Annotated in this window: 18 protein-coding genes and 1 tRNA gene; 12 read left to right on the forward strand and 7 right to left on the reverse strand. The window is 71.8% G+C overall.

The window, feature by feature from the left end; genetic code table 11:
* Nucleotides 1–13: 13 nt before the first annotated feature.
* Both ACZ5ID_RS15770 and ACZ5ID_RS15775 read right to left on the reverse strand, forming a co-directional pair.
* Complete coding sequence (locus ACZ5ID_RS15770; RefSeq protein ID WP_468897673.1) at nt 14–3,208, reverse strand: DEAD/DEAH box helicase; 3,195 nt, start codon at nt 3,206–3,208, stop codon at nt 14–16.
* An 82-nt stretch (nt 3,209–3,290) separates the two neighbouring features.
* On the reverse strand, nt 3,291–4,307 hold the full coding sequence (locus ACZ5ID_RS15775; RefSeq protein WP_468897674.1) for a tetratricopeptide repeat protein: 1,017 nt from the start codon (nt 4,305–4,307) through the stop codon (nt 3,291–3,293).
* 242 nt (nt 4,308–4,549) lie between these two features.
* On the opposite strand from ACZ5ID_RS15775, the gene ACZ5ID_RS15780 reads away from it, so the two are divergent.
* From ACZ5ID_RS15780 to ACZ5ID_RS15795, 4 genes are all read left to right on the forward strand, one after another.
* Nucleotides 4,550–5,344 (forward strand): class E sortase, encoded by a 795-nt coding sequence (locus ACZ5ID_RS15780; RefSeq protein WP_468897973.1) that lies wholly within the window; start codon nt 4,550–4,552, stop codon nt 5,342–5,344.
* 149 nt (nt 5,345–5,493) lie between these two features.
* Nucleotides 5,494–5,811: a DUF6412 domain-containing protein gene (locus ACZ5ID_RS15785; protein ID WP_468897676.1), complete on the forward strand. Its 318-nt coding sequence runs from the start codon at nt 5,494–5,496 to the stop codon at nt 5,809–5,811.
* Nucleotides 5,812–6,088: 277 nt separating this feature from the next.
* Nucleotides 6,089–6,856, forward strand: a complete 768-nt coding sequence (locus tag ACZ5ID_RS15790; protein WP_468897678.1) for a YidC/Oxa1 family membrane protein insertase — start codon at nt 6,089–6,091, stop codon at nt 6,854–6,856.
* Nucleotides 6,857–6,972: 116 nt separating this feature from the next.
* Nucleotides 6,973–7,830: a fumarylacetoacetate hydrolase family protein gene (locus ACZ5ID_RS15795; protein WP_468897680.1), complete on the forward strand. Its 858-nt coding sequence runs from the start codon at nt 6,973–6,975 to the stop codon at nt 7,828–7,830.
* Nucleotides 7,831–7,971: 141 nt separating this feature from the next.
* Here ACZ5ID_RS15795 and ACZ5ID_RS15800 read toward each other — a convergent pair whose 3' ends face one another.
* Together ACZ5ID_RS15800 and ACZ5ID_RS15805 are read right to left on the reverse strand one after the other, a co-directional pair.
* Complete coding sequence (locus ACZ5ID_RS15800) at nt 7,972–8,463, reverse strand: heme-degrading domain-containing protein (protein ID WP_468897682.1); 492 nt, start codon at nt 8,461–8,463, stop codon at nt 7,972–7,974.
* A complete protein-coding gene (locus ACZ5ID_RS15805) occupies nt 8,460–9,572 on the reverse strand; it encodes a Gfo/Idh/MocA family oxidoreductase (protein WP_468897684.1) in 1,113 nt (370 codons plus the stop codon). The genes ACZ5ID_RS15800 and ACZ5ID_RS15805 overlap by 4 nt, the downstream gene beginning before the upstream one ends.
* Before the next feature lie 56 nt (nt 9,573–9,628).
* Here ACZ5ID_RS15805 and ACZ5ID_RS15810 point away from each other — a divergent pair, with 56 nt between their 5' ends.
* The 6 genes from ACZ5ID_RS15810 to ACZ5ID_RS15835 all read left to right on the forward strand — a co-directional run bounded on the left by ACZ5ID_RS15810 (nt 9,629) and on the right by ACZ5ID_RS15835 (nt 15,649).
* Nucleotides 9,629–10,756, forward strand: coding sequence for an ROK family transcriptional regulator (locus ACZ5ID_RS15810; protein WP_468897686.1), 1,128 nt, complete (start codon nt 9,629–9,631; stop codon nt 10,754–10,756).
* A 370-nt stretch (nt 10,757–11,126) separates the two neighbouring features.
* On the forward strand, nt 11,127–11,897 hold the full coding sequence (locus ACZ5ID_RS15815) for a hypothetical protein (RefSeq protein ID WP_468897688.1): 771 nt from the start codon (nt 11,127–11,129) through the stop codon (nt 11,895–11,897).
* 183 nt (nt 11,898–12,080) lie between these two features.
* The gene (locus ACZ5ID_RS15820; protein WP_406556684.1) at nt 12,081–12,860 is read left to right on the forward strand and encodes an HAD-IIA family hydrolase; all 780 of its coding nucleotides are present in this window, start codon (nt 12,081–12,083) and stop codon (nt 12,858–12,860) included.
* Nucleotides 12,861–12,962: 102 nt separating this feature from the next.
* The gene (locus ACZ5ID_RS15825; RefSeq protein ID WP_468897690.1) at nt 12,963–13,601 is read left to right on the forward strand and encodes a hypothetical protein; all 639 of its coding nucleotides are present in this window, start codon (nt 12,963–12,965) and stop codon (nt 13,599–13,601) included.
* A 12-nt stretch (nt 13,602–13,613) separates the two neighbouring features.
* On the forward strand, nt 13,614–14,297 hold the full coding sequence (locus tag ACZ5ID_RS15830; protein WP_468897692.1) for a class F sortase: 684 nt from the start codon (nt 13,614–13,616) through the stop codon (nt 14,295–14,297).
* A gap of 335 nt (nt 14,298–14,632) precedes the next feature.
* Nucleotides 14,633–15,649 (forward strand): glycoside hydrolase family 6 protein, encoded by a 1,017-nt coding sequence (locus tag ACZ5ID_RS15835; protein ID WP_468897694.1) that lies wholly within the window; start codon nt 14,633–14,635, stop codon nt 15,647–15,649.
* A gap of 179 nt (nt 15,650–15,828) precedes the next feature.
* Here ACZ5ID_RS15835 and glxA read toward each other — a convergent pair whose 3' ends face one another.
* The 3 genes from glxA to ACZ5ID_RS15850 all read right to left on the reverse strand — a co-directional run bounded on the left by glxA (nt 15,829) and on the right by ACZ5ID_RS15850 (nt 20,282).
* Nucleotides 15,829–17,769 carry a radical copper oxidase GlxA gene (gene glxA / locus ACZ5ID_RS15840; protein WP_468897696.1) on the reverse strand — a complete coding sequence of 647 codons (1,941 nt, stop codon included), beginning with the start codon at nt 17,767–17,769 and terminating at the stop codon, nt 15,829–15,831.
* Nucleotides 17,766–19,703 carry a glycosyltransferase family 2 protein gene (locus ACZ5ID_RS15845; RefSeq protein ID WP_468897698.1) on the reverse strand — a complete coding sequence of 646 codons (1,938 nt, stop codon included), beginning with the start codon at nt 19,701–19,703 and terminating at the stop codon, nt 17,766–17,768. Before ACZ5ID_RS15845 ends, glxA begins: the two co-directional genes overlap by 4 nt.
* 505 nt (nt 19,704–20,208) lie before the next feature.
* Nucleotides 20,209–20,282, reverse strand: a tRNA-Lys gene (locus ACZ5ID_RS15850).
* 193 nt (nt 20,283–20,475) lie between these two features.
* Here ACZ5ID_RS15850 and ACZ5ID_RS15855 point away from each other — a divergent pair.
* Both ACZ5ID_RS15855 and ACZ5ID_RS15860 read left to right on the forward strand, forming a co-directional pair.
* Nucleotides 20,476–21,942, forward strand: a complete 1,467-nt coding sequence (locus tag ACZ5ID_RS15855; RefSeq protein WP_468897700.1) for a peptidoglycan-binding protein — start codon at nt 20,476–20,478, stop codon at nt 21,940–21,942.
* Nucleotides 21,943–21,953: 11 nt separating this feature from the next.
* Nucleotides 21,954–23,129, forward strand: a complete 1,176-nt coding sequence (locus tag ACZ5ID_RS15860; RefSeq protein WP_468897702.1) for an SPFH domain-containing protein — start codon at nt 21,954–21,956, stop codon at nt 23,127–23,129.
* Nucleotides 23,130–23,228 lie beyond the last annotated feature (99 nt).

A 23,228-nucleotide genomic window follows, 5' to 3' on the forward strand; every position in this document is an offset into this window, starting at 1 on the left:
CACGACTGCTGAGTCAGCTCGCCACGATGTGGGCGTACGTCCAGACGTCGGCCGGCAGTTCGTTGTGAAGCCGCCACGTTATAGCCATGGGCTTGTTGCCCTCGTGTCCTACGTACGTTGCCGGGCCCAGCAGCATCCACGGCTGGGACTTGCCGATGTCATTGTCCTTGTAACGGCGCATGAAGAGCATCACGTGGCTGCCCTGTTCGACGTGGTGCTGATAACGCCGCCCCGTGGGGGAGTCCGCCGCGGTGGTGCTCTGCGACTCCCAGTGAAACTGTGTGGGACTCAGGGCGAAGTCCTTGTAACGGATCGAGGGGGAAAAGTCCTTCTCGTTCTTCTCCAGCGTGATCAACAGAGCATCCGTCTTGAGGGCATCGACCCAGGCCACACCTTGGGCGAAAGAGCCCGGCATTTGCCCGCCGAGTCGGGCCACGCCGAGGGCGGCCAGGATCTCCGACCGGTTGTACGAGCTGTGGATCTTCAACGGGAGCTCGTGGTGGGGCGCTGCCAGATCGAGCGGGAGGTGGTCCGTACGGTCATGGATGTGAGCCAGAACCTGACGGATCTCACTGCGCAGGGCGACCTGTTCGCGCAGGGAATCGAAGCCCTCCTGGTAGCTGGAGAAGCCGCCCGCCTTGTCCCAGAGATTGAAGAAGAGCATGCGGGCATAGCCCTGCTGTTTCGCGTCCAGCTCGGCGTACGCGGGCGCGTCGTCTTCCAGAAGCCGCGTGTACGCCTCTACGCGCTCGCGGTCGTCAGCATGTAGGAAAGCGTGCACGCGCTTGAGGAGCTGCTCCTCTCCGGGCGGAGCGTCCTCCGGGATGAGCTTCGCGTAGCGCAGTATGTGCGTCCATGAGTTGGATCCCTTGTAGAGCTCCTTGATCTCCCGACGGCTCTCGGTGAGATAGCCCGAAAGGCTTGCCTCGGCGAAACTCTTCACTTCGGACGCCAAGACCTTGATGCCCGCCTTGAGCTGCGTGCGGACGTTGTTCAGCACGATGTCCTTGGCGACGCGTTCGAGCATGATCTGGCAGCCGGAAGGGAGCTGCGGGAAGTCGCGCTCCAGGTTCTCGACCAGGCGGTTGCGGGACAGTCCTGTCAGGGCGCGGAACTGCTCTTCGAAGCGGAATTCGGCGCGGTGCTCACCGATGAAATCGAGGACGGTGAGCACCGGTTTGTCCGGGGTGCGACGCAGACCGCGGCCCAACTGCTGGAGAAAGACCGTCGCACTGTTCGTCGGTCGCAGGAGCAGCAGGGTGTCGACCTCCGGAATGTCCAACCCTTCGTTGAAAAGATCGACGGAGAAGATCACTTGAAGATGACCCTTGCGTAGCCTGGCCAGTTCGGCATCCCGTTCGGCAGGAGTTGAATCGCTGTCGAGGGCGACGGCCCTGATGCCGGCTTTACGGAAGCAGCTGGCCATGAAGTGCGCATGCGCCTTGGTCACGCAGAAACCGAGCGCGCGCATGGACTCGGGATGAGCGATCTTCTGCTGTATAGCCTTGATGACCAGTCGCACACGGGCTTCGTTGCCGGTGTAGAGGCCGCCCAACTCGGCGACGTCGTACGATCCCCCCTTCCAGGTCAGCGCCTTGTGGTCGGTGCCGTCCGCAATGCCGAAGTAGTGGAACGGGCACAGCAGATCGTTGTCCAGCGCCTCCCATAGGCGCATTTCGGCTGCGATGCGACCATCGAAGAACTCGTCCTGGACGTTCAGCCCGTCCATGCGCTCGGGCGTGGCCGTCAGGCCGAGCAGTTCGGTGGGTGCGAAGTGGTCGATCACCTGCCGATAGGTATTCGCCGTCGCATGGTGGAATTCGTCGATGACGATGACGTCGAAATGGGTCGGGTCAAGCGGTGCCAAGCGCTGCTCAGTAAGGGACTGGACGCTGGCGAAGACGTGCTTCCACTCGCGCGGCTGCTCACCGTTGTGGAGGAGCTCCCCGAAAGAGGCGTCGTCGAGGACCTCGCGGTAGGTGCGCCGGGACTGCTTGAGGATCTCCTTGCGGTGCGCCACGAAAAGCAACCGTAGGTCCCTGCCCATGCTGCGGAGCAGATCCCGGTAGTCCAGCGCGGCCATGACGGTCTTGCCCGTGCCGGTCGCCGCCACCAGCAGATTGCGGTGGCGGTCGTGGACCTCCCGCTCGATGGTGAGCCGCTCCAGCATGTCCCGCTGGTGCGCGAAGGGGCGCACTGCGAGCCCGGACAGGCTGATGGGCGTCTCACCCGGGGTGATGGTGCCGCCCGCCATGCCAAGCGCCTCGTCCAAGCGCTGCGCATCCGTATCCGGGTCGTACAACTCGAACGCGGTGCTGTTCCAATACGCGTCGAAGGTGGACTCGAACTTGTTGAGGACATCGCGGGTCGCGACCGAGGACAGCCGTACATTCCATTCCAGGCCGTCGAGCAGCGCCGCCTTGGACAGGTTGGAGCTGCCGACGTACGCGGTGTCGAAGCCGGTGTTGCGTCGAAACAGCCACGCCTTGGCGTGCAGCCGGGTGGAGCGGATCTCATAGTTGATCCGGACCTCGGCGCCGAACTCCCGCACCAGCCGGTCGAGTGCGTGTCGGTCGGTGGCTCCCATGTAGGTCGTTGTAATGACCCGGATCGGCACACCGCGTTCCTTCGCTGCGCGCAGCGAGCCTTCCAGTACCCGGAGGCCATACCACTTCACGAAGGCACAGAGCAGATCGACGCGGTCCGCGGTGGCCAGCTCGGCCCGCAACTCGCTGCCCAGACTCGGGTCTTCAGGCGCATTGGTGATGAGAGCCGTCTCGGAAAGAGGCGTGAGCGGGCGCACCGCGTACACACCTGGTGCCTCCTGCTTGGCGAGAGCAAGCAGCTGGCGCGGCCCGTCGACGATGAGGTCCTCGGGGGCCGGGGTCGGCTCAGCCGCCGCAGACCCGGATGGGACGGCGCCTGATGGTGCCGAAGCTTCGGTATCGGCGGCCAATGAGGAGAAGGACGCCATGATGCGGTTGGCCGCGGCCACCTGCTTGTCCTGCGGAAGCTCCTGCAACTTCCGCTGCACGGCCGCGGCCACGAACCGCGCGAGCACATGGGGCGAGGACTCCTGACTGACCTCGGCGTCGACGACCTTCCACCCAGTGGTGGTCAGGCCGTCGATCTGCTCCTGGACCTGCTGCGTGATCAGCTTTTCGTACACGCCGGTGATCGGCTGTGTGAAATCCCCCGAGTCCGTCACGGCCTCTCCCTGCGTCGCTGGGTGAATCGACTCCGTGCGACTCAGTTGTAACAAAGGCCACTGACAACCCCGACAGCGGCCGTCACATCACCCCATGGCACTCCCCATACCCCCGCCCAGACCCGCACCAGCAAACCTCCCCCCTCCGCGGCGGCCACGCCACCGCGCGCCCACGGGCCGCCAGTGTCGTGGCGTACTGGGGGAGGAGGTCCGCGTTCGAGGGGGAGGAGGATTCCGAGGCCGCGAAGGCCTCGTAGGACGGGACCGTGCCCGTCACGATGCCCAGGTTCGCCGTGCCGGTCGCCGACAGTTCGCGCAACGACGCCTCGATGTCCAGGAGATGGGCGTCGTGGGTCGGGTACTCCGTCGCCAGGTCGGGGTAAGCCGCGAGGAGCTCGTCCAGCTCCGCGGCCGGCCAGTGCAGGACCGCCACCGGGAACGGGCGCGAGAGGGCCGCCCTCGCCGTGCCCAACTCCGTGCGCAGGCGCGCCAGTTCCGCCTTCAGCTCGGCCGGGTCGTCCGATCCCAGCGACCACAGGCGCTTGGGGTCGTGGAGTTCGTCCAGGGTGATCTCGGCGCGGTGCAGACGGTCCGCCAGCTCGTCCCAGGCGTCGTGGTCCAGGGCGAGCAGGCGGCGTACCCGGTGGCGGGCCGTCAGCAGGGACTGCGTGGGGTACGGGATGTCCGCCGCCGGGTCGTCGGCGGGGAGCAGGAGCGTGAGCGCCGTCGTCAGGGTCGCGTGCGCCGCGTCCAGCTCGTCGTGCGTCTCCAGCGTCTCCGCCACGATCTCCCACGCCGCCGGGTCCCGGGGCGCCGAGCCGCGGACGCCCTCGATGATCGCCCGTGCCTCGGCCTCGTGGCCGTACTCCCAGAGGTTGGCCGCCTTGAAGGCCTTGATCAACGCCGGGTGCTCGGGGTCGGCGGCCAGCAGGCGGTCATAGAGCGTCGTGGCCCGCTCGCGGTCGCCGGCCAGCTCCCAGTGGGCTGCGGCCTGGAGCAGGAGGGGCTCGTGGTCCTCGGGGTACTGCGCTGCGGTGCGCAGCAGACGCTCGGCTTCGGCGGTGTGATCCGTGTGATCGGCAGGAGTGTCGGGGCGCATGAGGAACACCGTACTGCTGTGCGGGGTCCAAGCGGAGGGGTGTTCGGGCCCTGGTGAGTTGACGGAGCAGCGCTTATGGTGCGCGCGTGCGCATACCCGTGGTGGTGCAGGGGCGCTCGCGATGGCGGGGCGCTCCGGTGCGCGCCGCCCTCCGGTTCGTACGCGGGGTGCGTGCGTCCTCGGCCCGTACCCGTTCGCGTGCCGTCCGGCGGTACGTACGAGGGGGGCGCCCGTCCGCCCCCATCCGCCCCCGCCTCAACCCCCTCGCGCGCGCCCTCTGGGCCGGCTCCGAAGGCGTCGTCACGCTCGGGCTCGTCCTCCTCCTGCTCGTCGCCCACCAGCTGTGGTGGACCAACCGCGAGGCCCGGCACGAGGCGCGGCAGACCGTACGGTCGCTGGAGGGGGAGTGGGAGCGGAACGGGGGAGCCCGGGGGGACAAGACGCGCCCCCGGGCAGCGCCCGCCGGGGCCGCCGCGCCCGCCAGGGCCGCCGCACCCGCCGGGACCGCCGTCGAGCCCGCCGCCCCCTCCGGCGCGGACCCCTCGGTTCCCGCCCCGGGCCCCGGCCGCCGGGACCGCCCCGGCCCCGACCGCGCCTACGCCGTCCTCCGCCTCCCCTCCCTCGGGGTCACCGCCCCCATCGCCGAGGGGATCAGCAAGCACGGCGTCCTCGACAAGGGGTACGTGGGGCACTACACCGGCACCGCCCAGCCCGGCCGGGCCGGGAACTTCGCGCTCGCCGGTCACCGCAACACCCATGGCGAGCCCTTCCGCCGGCTCGACCGGCTGCGCGCCGGGGACCGGATCGTCGTCGAGACGCGGGACGCCGTCTTCACCTATCTGGTGGACAAGATCCTCCCGGAGACCTCCGCGCGGGACGGCGGAGTGATCGCTCCCGTGCCGCGCAGTGACGTCCGTACGGCCTATGGGTACGGGACGCCGGGGTACTACGTCACCCTCACCACCTGCACCCCGGAGTTCACCTCCCGGTACCGGCTCGTCGTGTGGGGGACGTTGGCCTCGAAGCGACCGCGCTGACTGTCCGAGCCGTCGTGTATAACGTGAGAAGAGTCAGGAGTCGGACAGGCGTTCTGGAAACCGGACGCGCGTCTGTGTGTGTCTGTGTGTGTGCGTGCGCGTGTGTATGTGCGTGTACGCGCGTTTGTACGGAGATGGGGGGAGACGGCATGAGCGGCAACCGCATGGCTTCCGCGCGCTGCGCCCTCGCCCTGCTCCTCTTCCTCCTCGCCGAGCTGCTGCTCGCCAACGGCGCCACCCTCTCCGGCGCCGTCGCCCTGGCCGCCACCGCCGCGGCCGGCTCCGCCCTCGCCGTCTGCGCGCTGCTTGCCTCCCGAGCGGTGCCCACGGTGCCGCGTACGCGCATACGTACCGCGATACGGGACCGCGAGCGGCGCACCGCCTTCCTGCCGCAGCGCGATCCCGACGCCTCCGGGCGGCCCAGGCCCCGGGCTCCCGGCCGCCTCGCCCTGACGGCCGCCGCGTAGGGCAGCGCCCCTTCCCCGCCCCTTTCTGGGGGGCTCCCCCTTCCCGAAGGCTCTCCCTTCCCGGGGGCTCCCCCTTTCCGAAGGCTCCCCTTCCCAGGGGTCTCGTAGGGCTGCGTTCCTGCTTCTTCCTCGCACCCTCCGCCTTCCGCCCTCCGCCGGCCGTCACGCCGTTCTGTCCCGCGCGCCTACGCACCCCACCGCGCCCGCGGCGCCGCCACAGCGCGCCGTCGGACCGACGCGTCCGCGCGCCCCCAGACGTGATTCCGGAGGCTTTCCCATGTCCGTGTTCGACGTATTCGCCAGCCTGGTCGAGCGCCTCGCCGACCTCGTCCAGCCGCTCTTCCACGGCTCCGCCACCGCCGCCGCGATCGTGCTGTTCACCCTGCTCGTACGGCTCGCCGTGCACCCCCTCTCCCGGCAGGCGGCCCGGGGGCAGCAGGCCCGCGCCAAGCTCCAGCCGCACCTGGCCGAGCTGCGCAGGAAGCACCGCAAGGACCCGGAGCGGCTGCGCAAGGCGGTCGCGGAGCTGCACGCGGCGGAGAAGGTGTCGCCGTTCTCCGGCTGTCTGCCGAGCCTGCTCCAACTGCCCGCGTTCTTCCTCCTCTACCAGCTCTTCTCCAACTCCGGTCTGGGCGGCGGCCACACCACACTGCTCGACCACACCCTGCTCTCCGCCCCGCTGCGCGGCCACTGGGCGGACGCGCTCGGCCACGGCGGGCTCATAGGCGGCGAGGGGCTCGTCTACCTCGGGCTCTTCGTCCTCGTCGCCGCGGTCGCCACCTTCAACTACGGACGGACGAAGCGGCAGCTCGCCGCCCAGCCGCTGGTCCCGGCCGACCAGCAGGAAGGCGTGCCGGGGCTGGGGGCGATGACGAAGTTCATGCCGCTGATGTCGTTCGGCACGCTGATCACGGTGGCGGTCGTGCCGCTGGCCGCCGCGCTGTACGTGGTGACCAGTACGACCTGGACGGCGCTGGAGCGGGCGTACCTCTACCGGGAGGCGCCCACGACGCCGTCCTCGGCGCCTGCGGCTACCGACGCGTAACAGTCCAGTGTGTGAACGGGGTCTTGCCGAGTGGACCTCGACCTTGGAGGATCGAACGATCCTTCCGATGGCCGCCACCCATCGGCCGGGCCAGGCTCGACCTAGGGAGACAGACCATGAAGCTGCTGCGCGTAGGCACGGCGGGCAGTGAGCGCCCCGCGCTGCTCGCCGCCGACGGGACCCTGCGGGACCTGTCCGGCCTTGTGGCGGACATCGACGGCGACCTGCTCGCCGACGAGTTCGCCCTGGACCGGATACGGGCCGCGGCCGACACCGGTGTGCTGCCCGGGCTCGACGCGGCCGGGCAGCGCGTCGGGCCGCCGGTCGCCCGGATCGGCAAGGTCGTGTGCATCGGGCTGAACTACCACGACCACGCCGCCGAGACCGGAGCCACGGCCCCGGCCGAGCCGGTCGTCTTCCTCAAGGCGGCCGACACGGTGGTCGGCGCACACGACACGGTCCTGGTGCCGCGCGGGTCGGTGAAGACCGACTGGGAGGTCGAGCTCGCGATCGTCATCGGACGCACGGCCCGCTATGTGGCAGACGACGAGGACCCGCTTGCGTACGTCGCGGGGTACGCGGTGTCGCACGACGTGTCCGAGCGCGAGTACCAACTTGAGCGCGGCGGCACCTGGGACAAGGGCAAGAACTGCGAGACCTTCAACCCGCTGGGCCCCTGGCTGGTCACCCGGGACGAGGTCCCGGACCCGCAGGCGCTGGCGCTGCGGCTGTGGGTCAACGGCGAGCTGCGGCAGAACGGTTCCACGGCCGACCAGATCTTCCCGGTCGCGGAGGTCGTCCGGTACGTGAGCCGGTTCATGACCCTGTACCCCGGCGACATCATCAACACCGGCACCCCGGCGGGCGTCGCGATGGGGCAGCCGGAGCCGAAGCCGTATCTGCGGGCGGGTGATGTCGTGGAGCTGGAGATCGAGGGGCTGGGGAGGCAGCGTCAGGAACTGAAGGGCGCGTAGGCGTCGGGCGCCGCGCTCCGACGGAGTGCGCGGCCGGGACCGAGGCCGGTACCGGCCGCTTCCGGCCGCGGACCGTGCCGGGGCGCTCGCGCGGCTCCCGCGCCGCTGCCCCCCGGGGGGCGCGGGAGACCCTCGGCGGTGCTACCCCCTGAACCGCCGCAGCGCCTCCACCACCAGCGCGTGGTCCTCCACCTGCGGCAGGCCCGAGACCGTCACCGTGCCGATGACGCCCGCGCCCGTGACCCGCAGCGGGAACGAACCTCCGTGGGCCGCGTACCTGTCGGGGTCCAGGCGCGAGGACGCCTCGAACGTCGTGCCCTTGGCACGGAAGCGGGCGCCGACCAGGTACGAGCCGGCCCCGTACCGCTCGGTGACCCGCCGTTTGCGGTCCACCCAGGCGTCGTTGTCCGGGGTCGAGCCCGGCAGGGCGCAGCGGAAGAGCTGCTGGGCGCCCCGGTGGATGTCGATCGTCACCGGGGCGCGGCGGGCCACCGCCAGCTCCCGCAGGAGTGAGCCGAGCGCCCACGCGTCCTCGTATGTGAACCGCGCGAGCTCCAGCTCGGCCTCCTGCGCCTCCAGTTCGGGGATCGTGAAGGCGGCCGGGGGGTCGGGGGTGGCCGGGGCGGTCGTCACAGTGCCACCTCCACCGTCACGCCCTCGCGCGCCGAGCGGCGCGCCGCCTCCAGCACGTCGAGGGCCGCCGCGGCCTCCTGCGCGGTGACCGGCGGTTCGCCGCCCTCGCGCAGGGCGGTGGCGATCGCCGTGTAGTACGCGGGGTAGTCGCCCGGCAGGCTCGGGGCGGGGCGCCCGCCGTCCGTCAGCGGGGACTCTCCCCCAGCGCCGAAACGGGTGGAGCCCCCGGAGCCGACCCGGCCCCACATCTCCTCGGGCTCCAGGCCCCAGGGCTCGCCGGTGCCCGGCCGCAGGCCCTCGCGCAGGGCGGCCTCCTGGGGGTCGAGGCCGTACTTGACGTAGCCCGCGGCGGAGCCGAGCACCCGGAAGCGGGGGCCGAGCTGGGCCGTCGTGGCGCTCACATAGAGGTGCGAGCGCACCCCGCCCGCGTGGGTGATCGCGATGAAGGTGTCGTCGTCGGCCTGGGCGCCGGGACGGCGTACGTCTGCCTCCGCGTACACCCGCAGCGCCGGGCCGAACAGGACCAGGGCCTGGTCGACGAGGTGGCTGCCCAGGTCGTACAGCAGACCGCCGATCTCCGTCGGGTCGCCCGACTCGCGCCAGCCGCCCTTGGGCTGCGGACGCCAGCGCTCGAAGCGGGACTCGAAGCGCTGGACCTCGCCGAGTTCACCGGTGGCGAGCAGGGCTCGCAGGGTCAGGAAGTCGTTGTCCCAGCGGCGGTTCTGGAAGACCGACAGCAGCAGGCCGCGCTCCTGGGCGAGCGCCGCCAGGTCCCGCGCCTCGGCGGCCGTGCCCGCGAGCGGCTTGTCGACGACGACCGGGATGCCGGCCTTGAGGGCGTCGGTGGCGATCGGGACGTGTGTCTTGTTGGGGGAGGCGATCACGATCAGGTCGAGACCGGCGTCGAGGAGCTCGTCCGGCGATGCCGCGAACCGCAGCCCGTCGCCGTGCTCGGCGCGGGCCTGCGCGCGGCGCTCGGGGCTGGATGTGACGACCGTGTCGAGGGTCAGGCCCTCCGTCGCGGCGATCAGCGGGGCGTGGAAGACGGAGCCCGCCAGGCCGTAGCCCACGAGTCCGACGCGGAGGTCAGTATCCGTACGAGCGTTCATGGCACCCACTTAAGCAACGCTGTTGCCAAAGTGCAAGCGCAGGAGACAATGGGGTCGTGAACAGGAGTAACTCGGGAGCCAACCTGCCGGCCCTGCGCAGCCACAACGCCGCGCTGGTGCTCGATCTGCTGCGTACGGCCGGGGAGGCCGGGATCAGCAGACTGGAGCTCGCCGAGCGGACCGGGCTCACCCCGCAGGCCGTCAGCAAGATCACCGCGCGGCTGCGGGCGGAAGGGACGGCGACCGAGGCGGGCCGCCGCGCCTCGACCGGCGGCAAGCCGCGCACGGTGCTCAAGCTGGTGCCCTCCGCCGGGCACGCGATAGGGCTGCACCTCGACCGCGACGAACTCACCGCGGTCCTGGTCGACCTCGCCGGCACCCTGGTGGGCGTGCGGACCGTACCGCTCGACCTCGGCGCGGACCACGACACGGTGGTCGGGGCCGCGGCGGACGAGGCCGCCTCGCTGATCGGGGGGCGCCCGATACTCGGCGTCGGCGTGGCCAGCCCCGGCCCCCTCGACCACCACACCGGCGTCCTCCACCGGGTCACCGGCTTCCCGCAGTGGAACGGCTTCCCGCTGCGCGACGCGCTCGCCGCGCGCCTGGGCCTGCCGGTCGTCCTCGACAAGGACACCAACGCCGCCGCCCTCGGACTCGCCCTGCGCGGCCCGGCCGACTCCTTCGCCTACCTCCACCTCGGTACGGGCCTGGGCGCGGGCCTCGTCCTGGGCGGCACGCTGCTGCGCGGCGCGCGGACCGGCGCGGGGGAGTTCGGCCACCAGACGATCCTGCTCGGCGGCCCCGCCTGCGGCTGCGGGGCGCGCGGCTGCATCGAGGCGCTGTGCCTGTCGTCGGTGGCCCGCGGCGACATCGCCGCCGCCGCCCGCTTCCTCGGGGTGGGCGCCGCGAACCTCGTCGGCCTGCTGGACATCGACCGCGTGCTGCTCGGCGGACGTACGGTCACGGGCGCGCGGGACGGATTCGTCCGGGGGGTGAGTGCGGTCCTGGAGGAGCGGGCCCGCCGGGGCGGCGACGCGCGGCCGGTCCCGGTGTCGGTGGCACCCGGCGGGCCCCACGCGGTGGCGGAGGGGGCGGCGCGGCTGATCCTGGGACCGGTGTTCGGGCACGGGGCGGGGGCGCCCGTGTCCGTGAAGGGGCGCGGCGAACCGCACGACCAGCCCTAGTACCGCAACGGTGGTGCGATGCCAGGCACCACCCGCGCCCGTCGATGTCGCCGTCGCCGCCGGTCGGGGGCCGATGGACAGGAGTCAGGGACTGGTCGGCGGCCGATGGGCAGGAGCGCCAGGGACCGGTCGGCGGCCGATGGACCAGGGACCAGGGACCAGGAATTAGGGATGAGGCGCAGGGGCCAGCGCGCAGGGACCTGAGACCAGGGACGAGGGGCCACGCCTCGGCGGGGTGGCTGATCGTACCGTCCGATATTGCGCTGATCGGGTCGGTTTCGCGGGGCGTACGGGCGTGGCTGGTCCGGGCCGCCGCGTACCCGTGGCAGGGTCCCTGAGCACGTACGCCCGCGAGCAGCAGAGGTCCCCCATGCGACTGCGCAACGCCCTCGCCATCTCCGTCACCGCGGCCACGGCCCTCTCCGCGCCCGCGGTCGCGGTGGCCGACGAGCGCGAGCCGCGGGGGCGGCAGGGGCACGCCCTGCTCTCCGCCGCCAACCAGCCGGCCTGTGGGGACCGGGCCGCGGCCGACTTCCCCGTGGACACGCGGATCCACGGGGGGCCGGCGGAGTACGTTCCGGGTGGTGGCGCGCAGCTCTGGTACGTGGACCTCACCAACACCACCGCGCACACCTGCCGCAACATCCACCCCGTGGTCGTCCTCGTCGACCGGGACCGGACCCTCAAGGACTCCCAGGCCAAACTGGAGTTCTTCGACGCGGCGGCGGGGCGTGCGCACCCCGTTCCCTTCGAGCGGACGGACGCCGACGAGCACATCGGGGTCTTCGACGACGGCTTCCCCGGGTTCGTGATCGGCGCGGGGGAGACGGTGACCGTCAAGGTCCGGCTCGCGTTCACGGCCGACACCCGGCCCAACGAGGTCACCGTGAACGCGGCGGTGGTGCAGCGGCGGGGCGACGACGGGGATTGGGTCGGGGAGTCGGGGGGTTACCGGTTCGGCATCGGGCCGGTGGCGCCGGAGGCGGCCGAGGCGGCGCAGACACCCCGGGCGCCGCAGCTCGCGGGGCCGCCGGAACTGGCCCGTACGGGGCCCCGGTTCCCCTCCGGGGCCGCGGCTGCCGCTCTGCTGCTCGGGGGCGGGGCGCTGGTCGCGGGGGTGTGGCGGCTGCGGAGGCGCTGACGCGGGGGCGGTCCGGCCGCGCGGCCGGACCGCCCGGCGCGGCGGGCGGTCCGGGTTCCGGGTGATCGGCCAGGTGAAACCCGGCGGTTCCTGACTAGGCTGGGCGCTGTCGGTACGGCACAGCGCGGTGCACCCCGGCACCGCCCAGCTCACCCCATCGCACACCGCAGGAGAGTCCGCCCCATGGCCGAGCGCAAGCCGATCGAATCCTGGCTCACCGACATGGACGGGGTCCTCATCCACGAGGGCACGCCGATCCCGGGGGCGGACGCCTTCCTCAAGGGGCTCAAGGAGTCCGGCAAGCCCTTCCTGGTCCTGACCAACAACTCCATCTACACGCCCCGCGACCTCCAGGCGCGGCTCGCCCGTATGGGTCTGCACGTGCCGGTGGAGAACATCTGGACCTCGGCGCTGGCCACCGCCAAGTTCCTGGACGACCAGCGGCCCGGCGGCACGGCGTACGTGATCGGGGAGGCCGGGCTCACCACCGCCCTGCACGACATCGGTTACGTGCTCACCGACCACGAGCCGGACTACGTGGTGCTGGGCGAGACCCGTACGTACAGCTTCGAGGCGCTCACCAAGGCGATCCGGCTCATCAACGGCGGGGCGCGGTTCATCTGCACCAACCCCGACGAGACCGGTCCCTCCGCCGAGGGCCCGCTGCCCGCGACCGGCGCGGTGGCCGCGCTGATCACCAAGGCGACCGGCAAGAAGCCGTACTTCGCGGGCAAGCCCAACCCGCTGATGATGCGGACCGGGCTGAACGCGATCGGGGCGCACTCGGAGACCAGCGCGATGATCGGCGACCGGATGGACACGGACGTCCTGGCGGGGCTGGAGGCGGGAATGCAGACGTTCCTGGTGCTGACCGGGCTCACCCGGCCGCAGGACGTGGAGAACTTCCCGTTCCGGCCGTCCACGACCGTGGACTCGATCGCGGATCTGGTGGAGCTGATCTAGCCGCCGCGCGCCCAGCCCGGCGTCGGCGGCGTGCAGCCGTTCGGGCGCGCCCGGGATGCGAAACGCGGCGCGGCGGGTGAATCTTCGTACAGGAGGTTCACGATGCGTTTTCGACAGGTCACGATCTGTGCGGCCGTGGCAGCCGCCACCGCTCTGATGCCCGTGTCCGCCGCGACCGCGGATTCCGATGGGCACGGCTCGCTGACGGTGACGCCGTCCACGATCGCCCCCGGCGGCGAAGTGGCTCTGCGGGTCAGCGTCTGCAGCGGCCGGCAGGCCATCGGGACCTCGGAGGCCTTCGTCTCGCAGGCGCACTTCACGCCTGCGGCGGACGGGGGCCTCTTCGCCCAGGCCCGCATCCGCTCGGACGCGCAGGCGCACGACTACGACATCTGGGTCAACTGCAAGGACAGCTCGGGCCAGGCCTCCGGCCGTGTCACCGTCGTCCACGGCGGCGGCCACAACGACGGCCACCACGACGGGCAACACGACGGCCGGCACGACGGGCAACACGACGGCCGGCACGACGGCGACCGCCGCCCGGACGAGCACCCCGACCACCGCGCCACCCCGCACGCCCCCGTCCACGCCGGCGGCGGCGGTACCGCGCGGCTCGCCGAGCGGCAGGCCACCGAGCAGGGCCCGGGCACCCGGCACGCGGTGATCGGCCTGGCCCTGGCGGCCGTGGCGGCGATCGCGGTGGCGGGCCGCAGTGTGCGGCGCCGGCGCGGCGGCGGCTGAGGCGAGCGGGCCATGTCCTGCGAGCACACGTCCGGCACCGGGCGGCTGCTGACCGGCGTGGCGTGGGCGGTCCTGCTGGTCGGTCTGTGGCTGTGGGGCCGCGACGTGACCGACGGCCCGGGCGCCAGCTCGGCCCCGACCACCGGTGATGTGGCCGCCGTGGGGCGCCCGTTGGGCGTACCCCTGCCACCGGCGCACGACCCCGTGACGGCGGCGCCGCCCCGGCGGGTCGACATCCCCTCCATAGGCGTGACCGCACCCGTCGTGCCGCGCGGCCTCGACACCTCGGGCGCGGTCGATCCGCCACCGTACGACCGGCCGGGCACGGTCGGCTGGTTCGGTGCCGGGGTCGAACCCGGCGGGCCCGGCCCGGCGCTGCTCGTCGGCCATGTCGACACCGAGCGCAGGCCCGCCGTCTTCTACGGCCTGAGCGCCACCCGGCCCGGCCAGAAGGTCCGGGTGACCAGGAGCGACGGTTCGGTCGCCGAGTTCACCATCGACGACGTGCAGGTCTTCGGGCGGGACCGGTTCGACGCGCACAAGGTGTACGGGCCGCGCCGGGCGGGGCGCGCGGAGCTGCGGCTGATCACCTGCGGGGGCACCTACGACCGCAAGGCGCGTACGTACACGGCGAACGTGGTGGTGTCGGCGTATCTGACGGACATGCGCGCGCCGGTGCCGTCCCCCCGGTCCTGAGCGCGCGGCGGCGCCCGTCGCGTACCTGGCCCGGCCGACGGCCCGCTCCCCCCGGAGCCGCCGGCCGGGCTGGTCCTCGACCGCGGGCGCGCGGGCTGCGGGAGAAGCCCGGCACCTCCACGGGAGGTTCGGTGGACCGGCGTCGGACTGGGGCCGGGGACGGGGACGGGGCCGATGCGACCACTGTAGAACCGGTGTGCGCTTTCGGCCTAGGGCCGGATGACGCCAAGTCGCCCTCCGTGCGCGCTCGGTGGGATCTGGCTCGTGAGGGCATGCGCCGGTGTGCCACGATGGATCGGGGGAAGCGTCCGGAAAAGTACGTCGAGGGGGATCGGATGTTGCTCAGTGGTACGCGGACGGGCGCGGTCGGGGTGGCGGTTGCGGTGGGCGCGGTCCTGCTGCTGACGTCCTGCTCGTCCTCTTCGTCCTCCTCGGACGGCAGCGGGAAGCCCGAGGTGGCGCAGCAGCCCAAGGCGACCGATCCGTTCTGGGTCAACCCGGACGGCAACGCGGCGCGGCAGGCCGCCGCTTACCGCAAGGACGGGGACGACACGAGGGCCGCGCTGATCGGGAAGATCGCGGAGCAGCCGGTCGGGGAGTGGATCGGACCGGAGAACCCGGAGTCGGAGGCGAGGGGCTTCACCGAGGCGGCGGCCGAGGCCGACCGGACGGCGCTGCTGGTCCTCTACAACATCCCGCACCGCGACTGCGGCCAGTTCTCCAAGGGCGGGGCGGCGGACGGGGACGCGTACCGGGCGTGGGTGGACAAGGTGGCGGCGGGGATCGGGGACCGGTCCGCCACGGTGGTCCTGGAGCCGGACGCGGTACTGCACCTGGTGGACGGCTGTACGCCCGCGCGGTTCGCGGAGGAGCGGTACGACCTGCTGAAGAAGGCGGTCGAGCGGCTGAAGCGGCAGCCGGGCGTGAAGGTGTACGTGGACGCGGGCAACGCGGGGTGGCAGCGGCCGGACGCGCTGGACGAGCCGCTGCGGCGGGCGGGGGTGACGGCGGCCGACGGCTTCGCCGTCAACGTCTCCAACTTCCAGACGACGGCGGCGAGCCGGGGCTTCGGCCACCAGCTCTCGGCGAAGCTCGGCGGCAAGCACTTCGTGATCGACACGAGCCGCAACGGGAACGGGCCGTACGGGGGCGGCGACCCCAAGGAGACCTGGTGCAATCCGCCCGGCCGGGCGCTGGGGGAGCGGCCCACGACGCGGACGGGGGACGCGCTGGTGGACGCGTATGTGTGGGCGAAGCGGCCCGGGGAGTCGGACGGGGACTGCAAGGGGGGGCCGAAGGCGGGGGAGTGGTGGCCGGAGTACGCCCTGACCCTCGCCCGCAACACGAAGTAGCCCCCGTACGGGCCTGCGCCCCGAACCCCTGTAGGGGGCTGCACCCCGACCCCTCTTCCGTCCGCGGACCGTGCCGGGTCGCTCGCGCAGTTCGCCGCGCCCCCAACTGCCTCGGGCCGCGCGGAACTGCGCGAGCGAGCAACCCACCACCGCCCCGCAGACGAAGGCCGGGCATCCCCCTACCGCACCTCCACCCACACCGCCCGTGACGGCACCCCGTCCCCGTCCGTCACGAACAGCATGTACCAGCCCGCCGGCACCAGGTTCCGGTTCTTGGGGACCGTCACCCGTACCCCGTCCCCCGCCTTCACCACGTCCAGCGCGATCGACCGCTGGTCGATGTCCGTGACATGGGTCGTCGCGCTCGGACGGATCAGCCGGGCCGTCTTCACCGACGCCGCGTCCTTCGTACGGAACACCCCGCTCCCGCCCCGCGCCAGCGACGTGGGGCCGGGCCCGAGTTCTGGCCGGGTGCCCTTGCCCTTGTACAGGTACGGCGGGGTGTAGATCTCGATGCGCTGCTCGAAGACCCCCGGCTTGGTGTCGTCCTTGTCCGCGAACAGCGAGTCCCCGCCGAAGGTGACGACGCGGCCGTCCGGCAGGAGGATCGAGCCGGAGTGGTAGTTGCGGCCGACCTCCGGGTCCGCGACCCGCCGCATCGTGCCGGTCTTCGCGTCGTAGATCCGCGCCTGGTGGAGGTTGGAGCCGCCCCGGCCCCGGTAGTCCCTGGAGCCGCCGCTGATGAGCATGGTGTCGTCGGGGAGCACCGACGTCTCGGGGTAGCGGGTGCCGTCGGACAGGGAAGGGCCGTCCTTGAAGGACGGATGGGGGTCCTTGAGGTCCACGACGCGGGTCTTCTTCGACGCCTTGGACGACTCCCCGACCCCGCCCCCGCCGATCACCATGTACTTCTCGTCCTGCGCGGGCGGCATCAGCACCGTCCCGGACGTCTCCATCTCCAGCGGGTCGCTCAACCCGGGGATCTTCGTGAACTTGTTGCTCGCGAAGTCCCAGATGCCGGGGTCGCGGCCGACGTTGTCCGGCCCGTACCCCGCGTTGGAGCCCGAGTAGAACAGCTTGCCGTTCTGGAGCAGGAACACCGCCGGGTAGGTCGGGAACTGCCTGATCCCCTTGGTGTACGTCCACTTCTTCGTCTTCGGGTCGTACACCTCGTTCTTGCCCGGGACAAGTTGCCCGATGTCGTCCAGGCCGGAGAGGGCGAGCACCTTGCCGTCGGCGAGCGTCGTCAGGGTGGGGTACCAGCGGGCCTCGTTCATCGGGTCGACGGTGATGTACCGCTCGGCCACCGGGTCGAACTCGTACGCGTCCCTGATCCCCTGGAAGTCCTTCTTGTCCAGGGCGAGTTTCTGCGCGATGCCGTAGACGTTGCGGGTGTCGGAGCCCTTGAGGCCCTGGATGCGGTAGTTGTCCTCGGTGCCGGTCTCGTGCTCGGTGCCGGACTCCTCTGCCTCCACGTAGATCCGCCCGAGCCCGGCCTCCGTGCGCAGGAACTTCCCGGTCTTCTTGTCGAAGACCTTCTTGGCGCGCTGGACGAGGACGGGGTCCTTGGAGACGAACGTCTTGCCGTTGGACTTGCCGGTGAACCGGCTGCCCGCGGGCAGCGTGACCGGCTTGTCCGGGTCCTCGTTGTGGACGATCATCAGGCCGCCGGCCTTGGTGACGTCCCCCTTGAGCTTCTCGTACCGCTTGGTGCCGCCCGCGATCAGCAGATTGCCGTCGGCCAGCTGGGTGTGGCCGGTGCAGAACAGGTCGTTGGGCGTGGGGATCTTCTTGAAGGTGTTCTTGTCCGGGTCCCACAGCACCGTGTCGAACTTCTTCGCGTCGAAGTTCTTGGCGTTGTTGCCGGAGCCCGCGACGAGCAGGATCTTGCCGGTGTGCAGCAGCGCCGCGTGGATCGTGTTGAGCCGGAACTCCTTGGGCATGTTGACCATGTCCCAGTGGCCGTTGTCCGCCTTGTACCCCGGCTGGTTGATCTTGTAGTCGTGGTACTGGTCGGAGGAGAACCGGTAGAGCCAGGGCCCGTTGGCGCCCGCGAGCGCGAGGACCACCGTCGTCCCGATCGCCCAGCGGCGAGTACGGCGGGTCGGACGGAATCTCATGGGTTACGTCCCCCAAGGGCGATCTGCGCGGTCTGGTCGGCGGGCGGCTGCGGTGTGCCGGGCGCGGCGGGCGGCTGCGGGGTCCACTGCGGGCGTTCCTGCTGGTGCGGGCCGGCCGGCGGGCCGGAGCGCCGGCGCCTGCCGCGCTTCTTCTTCTCCGCCCGGACGGTCCAGCGCCAGCCGATGATCGGCGCGGCCGTGATCAGCATGGCCAGGGTGGCCCAGGTGATCATCGCGGGGTGGCTGTGGCCGTTGAAGAACGAGGATATGAGCGAGCCGCCGAACAGGGCGATGAAGAACAGGTGGATGCGGAAGGTGCCGAAGAGGGTGTCCGGACTGGACGAGTCGCCCTTGGGGGTCACCACGAAGGAGCTCTTGCGGCGCAGTACGGCGTCCATCAGCGAACGGGCGTAGATGGGCGCGGAGAGCGCGGACATCACCATGCCGGCGATCCCGCCGGAGCCCTCCGGCTCGTGCGGCGAGACGTTGTGGCGGCGGTTCCAGATGTAGAGCCCGATCTGGAGCGCCGAGGCGTTGCCGTACAGCATCATCCAGATGGCCGGGTCGATCTGCACGCCCGAGGCGCCGAGCCCGAGGAACAGGGCGCAACTGAGCGCCGCCAGGATCCAGTTGAGGGCCGACATCGGGTAGAAGATGATCATCATGGTGTAGTTGAAGAGCTTGCCGGCCGGCAGGGTGCCGAAGCCCTTCCAGTACTGCTTGAGGATCGTCTCGTACGTCCCTCTGGACCAGCGCAGCTGCTGGGTGAAGAAGTCGGTCCAGGCGGTGGGGCCCTCACCGACGGCCAGCACGTCCGGGGTGTAGACCGAGCGCCACTTCTCGCCGGTGGCCGGGTTGGTGGCGCGGTGCATCTCGAAGCCGGTCGCCATGTCCTCGGTGATCGAGTCGTAGAGCCCGCCGATCTGCTTCAGCGCGCTGATGCGCACGGCGTTGCTGGTGCCGACGAACATGGGCGCGCCGTACTTGTTGCCGGCCCGCTGGATCAGCGCGTGGAAGAGGAACTGCTGGGACTCGGCGGCCTTGGTGACGAAGGTGTCGTAGTTGCCGTAGACCTGCGGGCCGATGACGAAGCCGACGTCGGGGTCGCGGAAGTAGCCGAGCATCCGCTCCAGGTAGTTGGGCAGCGGCACGTGGTCGGTGTCGACGGAGGCGAAGAAGTCGTAGTCGCCGCCGTGCGCCTCCAGCCAGGCGTTGTAGTTGCCGTGCTTGGTCTTGGCGCGGTGCGGGCCCTTGGGCTGGTTCCAGCGCGCGACGCCCTTGCGGGAGAAGTGGTGCACGCCCAGGCGCGCGCAGACCTCCTTGACCGCCGGGTCGTCGCCCTCGTCGAGGAGCCAGACGTGCATCAGGCCCCGGTGGCGGATGCGGACCGCCGCCTCCAGGGTCCTGGTCACCATCTCCAGCGGCTCCTTGCCGGGTACGAAGGAGGTGAGGAAGGCGACCTTGGTGCCGGTCTCGGGCACCACCGGGACCGGGTCGCGCGCGACCAGCGTGGCGTGCGCGTTGGAGAGCACGTTCATCGTGCGGAAGAGCTCGATCAGCCCGATCGAGACCAGCATCACGATGTCCAGCACCAGCAGGGAGTGCGAGGCGTGGTCGCGCTTGGTCCAGTGCTCGGGCTGCATCAGCCAGGCGAACAGGCCGAGCGAGACCAGCGGGGCGGCGCCCAGGAGCAGGGCCGCGCGTATCCGGTGCGGCTCCTGCGAGAGGAGCGAGCGGTAGCGGACCCGGTACGGCTTGGCCGGGTCGGGCTCGGTGAGCGGGCCGGCCAGTCTGCTGTAGTGCTCGTAGTCGTAGCGCGGCAGCGACTTCTTCAGCCGCTGCCGGGCCCCGGGCCGCAGATGCGGCGGGAGCCGGAGCTGGGTGGTCTGGGACGGGTCGTCGTGGTGCCGGGCGCCGGTCGGCGTCGACGTCATGAGTCATCCCCCCGCACGCAAGGGTCAGGTTGCGTGTGTGTCGTTGTTCCGTCGTCCGCGGCGGTCCCCCTCGACCCCGCGGACGTGGTGATGGTCGGTCAAAGGGCGGGCCGCCCCCTTGATCCAAGATATGGGAGGAGGCCCTTCCGGTTGCATGATGCCTTCCTCGGCACCGCTTCCTGAACAGGGCCCCCACCCCACAGACGGTGCAACCGGGACATTCCCCTCCGAACCTCATGTGCGATCTCCAAGTGATGGAGACGCGCAGCCCCTTGGGAACCGATGGTCCTCAGCCAGGTTTCTACGCCCGGCGGCTTGATCGCAAGGGTGAAACGAGGTGTTTACCGGTCAAACGCGGGCTTTACGGGGCGCTTGTGCAGGGCGTGCGGATTCTGGGCGGTGCTCCCGTGGGAGCGTCACGCGCCGCACGGCGCGGGAGGCGCGGGCGCGCGCCCCCGAACGACCACAGCCCCCTCACCGATGGTGAGGGGGCTGTGGCTGTCTGTGCGCCGCCAGGGACTCGAACCCCGGACCCGCTGATTAAGAGTCAGCTGCTCTAACCAACTGAGCTAGCGGCGCCTGCTGACACCGAGAACTCTACCGGACTCGGAAGGGTGGTTCCGACCGGCGCCACGCGGTGAGATGTTCGTTTCATCCGTTTTCATACGTCATAGTGCGGTTCAGGCGAACGGTGGGAAAGCTGTCGCCCGTGCAGAAGCGCAGAGAAGATCGCCAACGACCACGAGATCGCCGAGAGCGGCAGGTGACGCCCATGACGGTGCCGGTGTTCGAGGAGTACGAGCCGACCGGCGCGTGCGGCTGCCCCGGGTGCGCGGACCGGCGGCGGTCGGCCGCCCTCCCACGGCGCGCCGGCGGCCACCCGGCGGCCCACGGCGCCCGCCGCGTACTGGTGCTCGCGACCGCCGCCGGGGTGGTCCTGGGCGCCCAGACCGCGACCGCCGCCCCGGCGCCACCGCCGGCCCCGGGCGCCGGCCACGACCGGGCCGCCCCGGAAGACGACACCGCCGACCTCGACCCCGGGCCCGTGACCGAACAGGGGGTCACCGGCGCCCTGCACGGGAGCGCCGCCGCGCGGCCCGAGGCGCCGGTGCCGCCCGGGCGCCAGCCGGTCACCCGGGCCGACATCATCAACCGCGCCAAGAAGTGGGTGGCGGCGCAGGTCCCGTACAGCATGGAGAAGTACTGGTCGGACGGGTACCGGCAGGACTGCTCCGGGTTCGTCTCGATGGCCTGGAACCTGGGCACCAACGAGTGGACCGGCAGCCTGGGCAACTTCTCCGTCCGGATCGCCAAGGAGGAGCTCCAGCCCGGCGACATCCTGCTCTTCCACAACCCCGACAACCCCACCAAGGGTTCGCACGTAGTGATCTTCGGCGGCTGGACGGACTACACGCACACCTCCTACATCGCCTACGAGCAGACGCCGCCGCTCGCCCGCAGACTGCCCACGCCGTACGCGTACTGGACCAACTCCTCGCGCTATGTGCCCTACCGGTACAAGGGGCTCAGCACCGGCAACGGCGGTGCCATCGTCACCGAGCAGCCGGTCGCCGAGCAGCCCGTCACCGTGTCGCTCATGACGGACTTCCCCGGGACGGGGGCTTTCGGACCGGGCGCCGACAACCCGTACGTCACCCGCCTCGGCGAGATGCTGGTCGCGCGCGGCGGCAAGCGCTTCTACACCCAGGGCCCCGGGCCCGTCTGGGGCGCCGCCGACCGCCTGGCGACCCAGGCCTTCCAGCTCGCCCAGGGCTGGACCGGCAGCGGCGCCGACGGTCTGCCGGGTGTCCAGACCTGGAGCCTGCTCGTGCGGGGCGCGGGCAAGGACATCCCGCCCGCGAACGGGACCACGGGCGTCCTGACGGCGGCCACCGCGACCGCCCGGCCCGAACCCCCGGCCCCGGTGCCCGCCGCCCCGCCGCCCCCGGCGGGCGCACCGGCCGCGCCGACCGCGGCCGTCCAGGCGGGCTGGGTGCGGGTGCCCGCCTTCCCCGGCCGGGCGTACTTCCGGCCGGGCGAGTCCAGCGCCCATGTGACCGAACTCGGGCGGCAGCTGCTGCGCAAGGGGTTCGGGCGGTACTACACCTCGGGCCCCGGCCCGCGCTGGAGCGAGGCCGACCGGCGCAACGTCGAGGCCTTCCAGCGCGCCCAGGGCTGGTACGGTGCCGCCGCCGACGGCTACCCCGGCCCCGAGACCTGGCGGCGGCTGTTCGCATGACGGAGGCATCGATGCGCAGGACGACGGACACCCCAGGCCCCGGACAGGGCGTCCCCACGCCCCCCGGGCAGGGCGCCCCCGGCCCCGGCGCCCGCCGGGTCGCGGTGATCAGGGGCGGGTCCACGGCCGAGATCCCGGTGCACCTGCTGTTCCGGGACGACACCGCGCCCGCCCCCGTGGTGCCGCAGCCGGGGCCGAAGCCGGTGGCGCCCGTCGCGGCCCGGCGGGCGGCGCGGCCCCTGCCGGCGCCCTCGCGGCCCGCCACGCCGTCCGACCCCGACCTCGTCGAGCGGGACGGGCCCGTGGTGCCGGGGATGGTGGCGGTGGTCGCGGGGCTGGCCGCGCTGGCGGGGTGCGCGGCACTCGTCTGGTCGGCCGGGCTGCTCCCGGCGGCGGTGACCGAGGGGCTGCGACTGCCCCCGTACGAGCGCGGCGGCGGACCTGCCGGTATGGGCCCGGCGCGCTGGGCGCTCCTCGTGCTCGGCGCCGCCCTGGTGGTGGTCTGCTTCGGCGGGCTCGGGCGCGGCCGGGTCGGGAGCGCCTGGGTGCTCTCGCTCTGCGGCGACTACCGGGGGAGCGTGCGGCGCACGGGGCTGGTGTGGATCAACCCGCTGCTGCTGCGCCGACGGGTCGACGTACGGCTGCGGCACTGGCGCAGCGAGCCGATGCCCGCGGTCGACGCGGACGGCACCGCGCTGCTGGCCGTGGTGCTCGTGGTGTGGCGGGTCGGGGACACCGCGCGGGCGGCGCTCGCGGTCGAGGACCACGTGGGCTATCTGCGCGACCAGGTGGAGGCGGCGACGGCCCGGGTGCTCTCCCGGCTCCCGGCCGACGCCTTCCACGAGGACGCCCCGACCCTGCGCGACGCGGAGGCCGTCGGGGACGCGCTGACCCGGCTGCTGAAGGCGGAGGCGGAGCCGGTGGGGATCGAGGTGTACGCGGCCCAGCCGACCCGGATCGAGTACGCACCGGAGGTGGCGGCGGCGATGCGGCGCCGGCGGGTCGCCGCGATCGACGCCCGGCACCGGGACGCCGTGCTGAGTTCGGTGGTGGACGCGGTCGACGACACGGTGGCCCGGCTCACCTCGCGCGGTCTGGTGGACCTGGACGACTACGAGCGCCGGGTGCTGGTGAAGGACCTGACGGTGGCGTTCTACACGGGCGGGGGCGTCGCGCGGGAGGTGTGAGCGCGGGGGAGCGGCGGGGCCCTGGCCCGCGGTGCGATTGGTCTGGACATGCTCAACTGGCGGGAATAGCCTGTGAGTTGGTCCAGACCAGATTGCACG

The organism is Streptomyces sp. NPDC031670 (assembly GCF_055580545.1).